Genomic DNA, 5,316 nt, shown 5'->3' with positions numbered 1-5,316 from the left:
ACCCATCGTGGCTTTACCGCCCTGACTGACTGATGAATGCTGCGTGGCGGCGGCGGTTACGGATTCCCAGGGGACGATCCAGTACTCGCCGTTGTCGCGGGGGACGCAGACTTCCCGGCGTTGGCGGTTGAAGCGTATGGGTAAAGGAACTTCGCGAAAAAGCTCCTGAATCAACCAAAAAATGGGAAGAACCATGATGCACGCCCCCAAGATCAAGGCGTCAGGATCTTTGAAGACGTATGCCAGCCCCAAAAACAACATCACCCCGGGCCAAAGCACCATTACCGCCGAGCCAATACTGTAGTTACCAACATCGAGAAATACCCCGTTTTTGCGCCAGATGATGTTGAGTACATCAGAAGGTTTTCTACCGGTGGGAATCGGCAACGGCGCTAAATAGTCGTTGCGCGATAACACCCCTTTATTCGTGGTGCCTGCCGCTGGCGTACTCATCGTTTGTCCTTGGGTTGCAGGTAAATGCCGCCGGGGTGATCCGCACCGAGCGGGTAATTCGGCACACGATCAAGTTCGGGCGTCGGGTCGTTTCTCAGCGCGATGACACCGGTCGAGTTGTTCAAGGTGAAAGCCAAACCACGTTCTCCACCAATAAAATTGCGAGCGCCCAATATCACGGTCAACGGCGTCCGATATCGCAGCCGAAGTGAAAGCGTGCTGGGTGGCGTGCCCAGAACGTTGGCAAGTTCCTTGAATGGGCCGCTGAGTCGCAGGCCTTGTCCTTCCTCGACCGGCATCCACGCACAACGGCTGCTGGCCAGCCAGTGCGGGGTCATGTCTCGCCATGGTCGTGGTGCTTTGTAGCCATTGGTGGGGCTGTTCTTGATCAGATGGCGGTAGCCCTGAGTGTCCACCGGGTCTCCGACCATGCTCAGTTCCAGGTAGACACTGCTGGGCTCGGCGCCTGGCAGGTCGATGGTCAGAGAGTCGATGGCGCTGACGAAAGCCAGACCAGAACGGCCATCATCAGGCGCCGGCCTGGAACTGCTTTCCATGCGGACCCGCGGCGTATAAAGGATGAGATACAAACGGTCGAGTTCGTCCTGCTGGGCTTTGGGCGCTATGGGTCCCAGATCGGTAGCCCGCGCCTTGGACCAACAACAGTTGTTCAGGAAGTTTTGCAGCGGCGTCTTTTCGAAGAACCAGGCTGTCAGGTACAGCAGACCTAATGCGGCAATAATCCAGTTCAACGGCCCCATATAAAGCGTGTAACGCAGGATGGCGGCTTCCGCTGTGATTGTCCCGGCTAGGGCGCGGGCTGTGTAACCAAACCCTAATAACGCCTGAGCACCGAAGGCTGCTATTTGCCCTCCAATCACGGTTTGGCGCATCTCTCGCCATGGATCGACTCGGTTTTGAGCTTCCTCCAATTGCAGCTTTATTGACTGGAATTCTTGCAATGCGGCGTAGGCCGACAACCCACCAATCACCCCACCAAATAACGTAAGCACCGGGGCCGCAGAAGCACGTATCAAGAACCGATCCTTCCCCAACCCCAACCGCACCTGACTATCCACCACCGCCACCAAAGCCGCCGCCCCATACAAACTCGCGGACACCGTGTCGTTCACCCGTCGGGCCTCCATCCCCTCCAACACCCCGGCGTCGTTCAAATAGTTCTGCACATTCACCACGTTCAGCAGCAGCGCCGCCAACGGCACCACCCCGCCGCTGTTCACCACTGCGGGCGCATTCAGTATCCGCTCTACCCGCCCGACACCAATGGCTTTGCCCGTCTTGTTCACCCATTCACCCAACGCTTCGGCCCGCTGGCCCGACAGCTGCCACACCGGCCGGGTACCCTCGGTCACTGACTGCAAACAGCTCTCGCCGCCCAGCCTCGCGGCGATGAAAATGCTCATCCACGAGGTGCTGAAGCCCTTGTCGCCCTTGAGCAACAGCAACGCCGCGCCCAGCCGATAGACCAGCACGTTCCACGGGCTGGCAGCGTCGCGGGCCATGGTTGCGATGTTCTCCAGCAGCACCACGCTCAGCGGCGCCAGGGCTTGATGCGTGGCAGTGATGTTGTCGACGGCCAGTGCGGCCATCAGCTCGCTCAGGCGTGACGCATTGTTGACCGCCGCTTCAAGCGACGGCGTCCAGGCGTTGAACAGTTGCCTGAGCGCACCGCCATCGGCGGCGCGCACGTAGTCGGCGTATTGCTCGGCGCCCTGGGCGCGGATGCATTGCGCAGTGAGGCAGCGGGTGGCGAGTTCGGTCAGCCACTGGCGGGTTTCGAGGTCGTCGTAATCGACAAACCAGGTGCCGCTGGCCGAGCGTCGCAGGTACACACCCCGGTCGGCGAACAGCGCGGTATGACGCTGTTCGAGCTGTCGGTAATGCACCGCGGCGGTTTCGCTGAACCATGTGTTCATCGCGTCGAGATCGATGCACTGACCGACCTTGGCGCTCAGCAGGTGATTGTTGAGGTTGGCGTGTTTTTCCGCGCGGTATTCACGCACGACGAACTCGGCTTCGTTGTACAACTCTGCGGGGATGAAGCGACGTACCGGGGCGACGATGTCAGCGATGCGTGCCGTGCGTGCGGCAGCTTCGCCCGCCGTTGGCTGACCACCGTACTGACGCGCCCGGGTTTCAGCCCGCAGTTGTTCATCGAGTCGATGCTGGGCATCGAGCATGACCTGCCCCTGTTCGGGCGTGAGGCTGATGTCGTGATCCTTGTAGCGATAATTGAGATTGCCGGCCAGTTCGGCGCCATCCTCGGTGATCAAGCTGCGCACAAAGCCGCCGATGCTCAGACGCAGACTGTTGTCGCCGAGCCATGTTTCGTGGCCCGCTTCTAGCTGCTCCTGCTCGTGATTGATATCGCGCAACACCCCCAAATCGTCGTCCAGGCAGGCAAAAACGGCATACAGCCCCGCACTTTGCGTCTTCGCGTTGTCGAGCCAGTTGCGCGTGGCCTGCCCGTCCCATGGTTCGGCACTCCATTCGCCCGGCGGTAGATCGCTGGCGGCGGGATGTTGAGCGAGAAACGCCTCGCGCGCTCGGGCACGGTGCATCGCGTCGGTGTAAGCCTTGATGTTGTCCGGGGTCGGCTCGTTCATCACGGCGCGGCCCAGCGCAGCGGTGTCGTCGGCATTTTTTTGCTGATCGGCCGCCATCGACCGGGCATAGGTATTCGGGATGAGCTCGGCCATGACCTCATCGAACTGTTCCAGCGCAGGGCAGTGCGGGGCCTGCAAGTCGTCAGCCACCGTGCGCAGAGCGATGTGGCGCATGTGCTGGCTACGCTTGGCGCCGCTCTCGCTCAGTGATTGGCAATGCTCGGCGTTCAAGGGGAACTCGCTGTAAAGCATCCAGGCGTCGTGGATTTTTTGCAGCGTCAGGCCTGCCAGCGGTGCGTCGGGGGTCGGAGCGGAGTCGGCGTTCAGTGGCTGCTCTTGCAACAAACCTTGCGGCGAGACGGCGAAACGCCTGAGCGGCCCCTGATCCTGCCAGACATACACAAACCCTGCGCGCAAGCGCCGCGCCGCCATCGGCCGACTCTGGGGCGTGACACCAGGGACGCAGCAAGTGTGTTCAGCTTTTTCGTGCGCCAGCGCATAGCGCACCGGCACCACAAACAGTTCAGCCTGACCGGCCGGACACGGTTGCACCGTGCTGTTGATGTCCGCATGGGGATGTGACCTGGCGGCGCGTTCGGCCTGCGCGGCCTCGTCGATCATGGCCAGTTTTTCGGCACTCATAGGACTGATTCCTTGTCGCTCAGCAACTGAAGCGTCAATGCGCTGTTGAGGTTGTCCAGACGCTGACGTGGCAAGACTCCGCGTTCGCACAGCAACTGCCGGTACGCGTCGTGCTCCGGCCCCTGGGGGAAGTCCGCGCCGAGCACGGCGAAGAATCGCGCCCAGAGCAGGACTTCATCGCCAGCGCTGAAGCCGTTGCGGGCAGCACTGGCCTGGCAGTCCACGGCCCATTGCTGCAACGCAGCCGAATCCAGTGATTGCAGGGATTGGGGGTAATAGCGCTGAGCGTGTTCGATCAACTGTCGAGCGAAAGACTGGCGCTTGGCAGTGCTCAAGCGATCAAGGTGTTGCGCTGTAAACAACAGCCATGGCGTGTCCGCATACGGGATCGCCGGTTGCTCGGTTTGCTGCTGGATCGGCGAATCCGGTAGCTGTATCAGCGATACCGGCCCCATCAATCGATCCCGCTCGGGAGCGGGCAAATCCCTTAGCCACAACGCGGTGATACGTGGGTCGTAAAAACGAAACAGAACCGTGACCCCACCCTCGACGCGGGCGTGGATCAGGCTGCGCAAATGTTTCAGCACTTGATCTTCATCGGCCTGCGACTCCAGCCAAATGCCCGCCGTCACGCTCCACTCCTGCCAAAACACCTGCGCCAGCGGGCTGTCGGGTCCGACACCCACCAGCAATGGCCCGACCTTTTCCAAGGCGCTGTAGGCGGTGCGTTGATAAAGCGAGTGAACCGTCGCGCCGCCTGTCAGGGCGAACAGACGATCCGCAAGGCCTTCAATCTGGATGCGATCGAGCAACAGATAGGCCTGATTCATGCGCTCACCCGCGCGAGTTTTTCGCACACGGCACACACCGCAATGGCTTGATCTGCAGCCTGAGCCAGCGCAGTTGTTTGCGCGGTAATGGACAGCGCAAGTGAGGCCTGATGATTTTGAGGTTGCGCCCCCAATGCCAACTGCGCCGCCACTCCCGCCATCGGCGCGCCGCCCTCGACGATCGCCACACTGCTGAAGATCCCCGCCGCGTTGATCACGATGTGATGGCCGCCAGCACTCAAGGTCAGGCTCGTATCGGCATCAATGACCACCTGGCTGGCGGTGACGCGCGCATGCGGGCCGGCCTGGATGACCAGCGTCCCATTCGCCGTGGTGCTGCTGTTGCCGCTGATCGTGAGCAGGTCGTCGCGGCCAATGACGGTGTTGCGGGTACCGTCGGTGGTGCGACATTCATCAGCCCTGATCAGGCTGGTGCTGTGGTTGTCGACCTGCTCGAAACGGTCCCGGCGGATCAGGCTGTGGCTGTCATTGAGGATCAGTTGCTCGAGATCACGCTCGGCGCGCAGAAAGATTTTTTCCTGGCCGGCGCGGTCTTCGATCATCAGCTCGTTGTAGCCGCCGGTGTGCGGTGAACTGTGGCTGCGCAGCACAGTTCTGGTCCTGTGTTCGGGCAAGGTGTAGGGCGGGGATTTGACCATGTTGGGCACGCAACCGGTGATCAGCGGTTTGTCCGGATCACCTTCGAGAAAGGTCACCACGACCTCCATGCCGATGCGCGGGATCGTCACAGAACCGAAGCCTTC

Annotated in this window: 3 protein-coding genes and 1 pseudogene; all 4 read right to left on the bottom strand. The window is 61.1% G+C overall.

The window, feature by feature from the left end; all coding sequences use genetic code 11:
* Nucleotides 1-453: pseudogene (locus tag CXF97_RS13845) on the bottom strand (hypothetical protein); the annotation flags it as partial.
* Nucleotides 450-3,722, bottom strand: coding sequence for a toxin VasX (locus CXF97_RS13840; RefSeq protein ID WP_256589823.1), 3,273 nt, complete (start codon nt 3,720-3,722; stop codon nt 450-452). The pseudogene CXF97_RS13845 and the gene CXF97_RS13840, both read right to left, overlap by 4 nt.
* Nucleotides 3,719-4,552 (bottom strand): DUF4123 domain-containing protein, encoded by an 834-nt coding sequence (locus CXF97_RS13835; protein ID WP_101159019.1) that lies wholly within the window; start codon nt 4,550-4,552, stop codon nt 3,719-3,721. Before CXF97_RS13835 ends, CXF97_RS13840 begins: the two co-directional genes overlap by 4 nt.
* A partial coding sequence (locus CXF97_RS13830) for a phage baseplate assembly protein V (RefSeq protein WP_256589822.1) occupies nt 4,549-5,316 on the bottom strand: 768 nt, incomplete at its 5' end. The genes CXF97_RS13830 and CXF97_RS13835, both read right to left, overlap by 4 nt.

It is taken from the genome of Pseudomonas sp. Choline-02u-1 (genome assembly GCF_002836515.1).
Taxonomy (GTDB): Bacteria; Pseudomonadota; Gammaproteobacteria; order Pseudomonadales; family Pseudomonadaceae; genus Aquipseudomonas.
The sequence above is the reverse complement of the archived record's forward strand: the minus strand, read 5'-3'. Positions and strand labels throughout refer to the sequence as shown.

Coding starts and splice junctions, on each gene's coding strand:
- CXF97_RS13840 (WP_256589823.1), bottom strand. CDS start 3,722: ATGAGTGCCGAAAAACTGGCCATGATCGACGAGGCCGCGCAGGCCGAA.
- CXF97_RS13835 (WP_101159019.1), bottom strand. CDS start 4,552: ATGAATCAGGCCTATCTGTTGCTCGATCGCATCCAGATTGAAGGCCTT.